Annotated in this window: 2 protein-coding genes; one reads left to right on the top strand and one right to left on the bottom strand. The window is 72.9% G+C overall.

Annotated features, from left to right (window positions below):
- The first annotated feature begins 3 nt into the window (after positions 1-3).
- Positions 4-1,005: a YeeE/YedE family protein gene (locus ACTS11_RS19840; RefSeq protein ID WP_442642011.1), complete on the top strand. Its 1,002-nt coding sequence runs from the start codon at positions 4-6 to the stop codon at positions 1,003-1,005.
- A gap of 4 nt (positions 1,006-1,009) precedes the next feature.
- Here the strand turns inward: ACTS11_RS19840 and ACTS11_RS19835 are convergent.
- Positions 1,010-1,800, bottom strand: a 791-nt coding sequence (locus ACTS11_RS19835) for an MBL fold metallo-hydrolase (RefSeq protein ID WP_442642010.1), incomplete at its 5' end; no start/stop codon positions are given.

The following is a 1,800-nucleotide window of genomic DNA, read 5'->3' as shown; positions in this document are numbered from 1 at the left end:
GACATCACCGGCGTCCTGTTCGGCGTCGCCGCGCAGCGCTCGCAGTTCTGCCTCCGCGCTTCGACGGTGGAGCTCGCCGGCGGGCAGGTCGGCCCGCGCATGGCCATCTGGCTCATCGTCTTCGCCACCGCGCTCGCCGCGACGCAGGGCGCGATCCTTCTGGGCTGGCTCGACGTGGCGGATGCGCGTCAGCTCTCGGGTGCGGGCAGCATGTCGGGCGCGATCCTTGGCGGCCTCATGTTCGGCGTCGGCATGGTGCTGGCCCGCGGCTGCGCGAGCCGGCTTCTCGTCCTCTCGGCCACGGGGAACCTCAGGGCGCTGGTGACCGGCCTCCTCCTGACGCTGGTGGCGCAATCGGCCTTGAGCGGCGTCCTCGCCCCGGCGCGCGAGGCGATCTCGGGTATCTGGCTCATCTCCGGGCCGTCGCGGGACCTCATACAGGTCCTCGGCGTCTCGCGGCAGACCGTGCTTCTGGCGGCCCTCGTCGGCCTGGCTGCGGCGCTGGCGCTGGCGCGCCTGCGGGGCGTCCGGCCCGGGGCGGCCGTCGCTGGCGTCGGCGTCGGCCTCGCCGTCACGCTCGGCTGGTATCTCACCTACGCCATCTCGCAGGCCTCCTTCGAGATCGTTCCGGTCTCGAGCGTCACCTTCACCGGCCCTGCCACCGACACGCTCATGGCGCTCGTCACGCAGCGGAGCGTGCCGCTCTCCTTCGGCATCGGCCTTGTGCCGGGCGTCTTCGCGGGGGCGGGCGTCGCGGCCCTGCTCGCGGGCGAATGGAAGATCCAGCGTTTCGGTGCCGACACGCCGATGGAGCGCTACATCCTCGGCGCCATCCTCATGGGTTTCGGCGCGATGCTGGCGGGCGGCTGCGCGGTCGGCGCCACCGTCTCGGGCGGCGCGGTCATGTCGCTTACGGCCTGGGTCGCGGGCGCCTCGATCTGGGCGGGCGGGCTTCTGGCGTCGCTCCTCGTGGGACGCGGCGCGGCGCGGCCAGCCGCCGCCTGAGCCGTCAGAGCTCCGTCATGAAGCGGTAGCCTTCGCCCGACGCCTCGACACGCCCGATCCCGCCGCCGCCCATGTGGAAGCCGACGGCCGCCATTCCCTCCGAGGCCAGCCGCTCGAGCAGTCTCAGGCGCGTCGCAGCCCCCGTCTCGGGATCCTGGTCGGCGCCGGTGTGCCAGGCGGGCCGTGCCATCGCGACGTGGTCGTTGCCGACGGCATCGCCGATGATCATGGCACCCGCTCCGCCCCGCGACACCTCGAAGGACATGTGGCCGGGCGTGTGTCCGGGCGTCAGCACGGCGGCGACGCCGGGCAGGACCTCCTCCCCGTCGCCGAAGGTCTCCAGCCGGTCCGCGATTGTCTCGAGCCTGCGGATCGCGCCCGCCGCGAAGCTCGCCCGCGCCTCACCGATGGAGTCGACGGTCGCCGGGTCGAGCCAGTAGTCGCGCTCGATCAGGCCCATCCGGTGCGTGGCGTTGAGGAAGAGCGGTTCGTCGAAATCGTCCAGCACGCCCCAGAGATGGTCGGGATGGCCATGGGTGAAGACGACGTCGGTGACGTCATCGGGCGACAGCCCCTCGGCCTCGAGCGCGTCGAGCAGCCGCCCCGCGCTGTCCTGGAAGGCCGGCCCCGCGCCGCAGTCGAAGAGGACGACGCGCCCCTCGCTGCGCAGGAGCGTCACGTTGCAGGGCGGCGTCAGGGGCGCGGTCGGGTCGGTCCCGAAGGCCGCCGCCACCTCCACCAGTTCCCCCTGTGGCGCGGGACCGAAGATGAAATCCGCCCGAAGCACGAGGGTCC

Source organism: Roseicyclus sp. (assembly GCF_052168335.1).
Taxonomy (GTDB): Bacteria; Pseudomonadota; Alphaproteobacteria; order Rhodobacterales; family Rhodobacteraceae; genus Roseibacterium.
The sequence above is the reverse complement of the archived record's forward strand: the minus strand, read 5'-3'. Positions and strand labels throughout refer to the sequence as shown.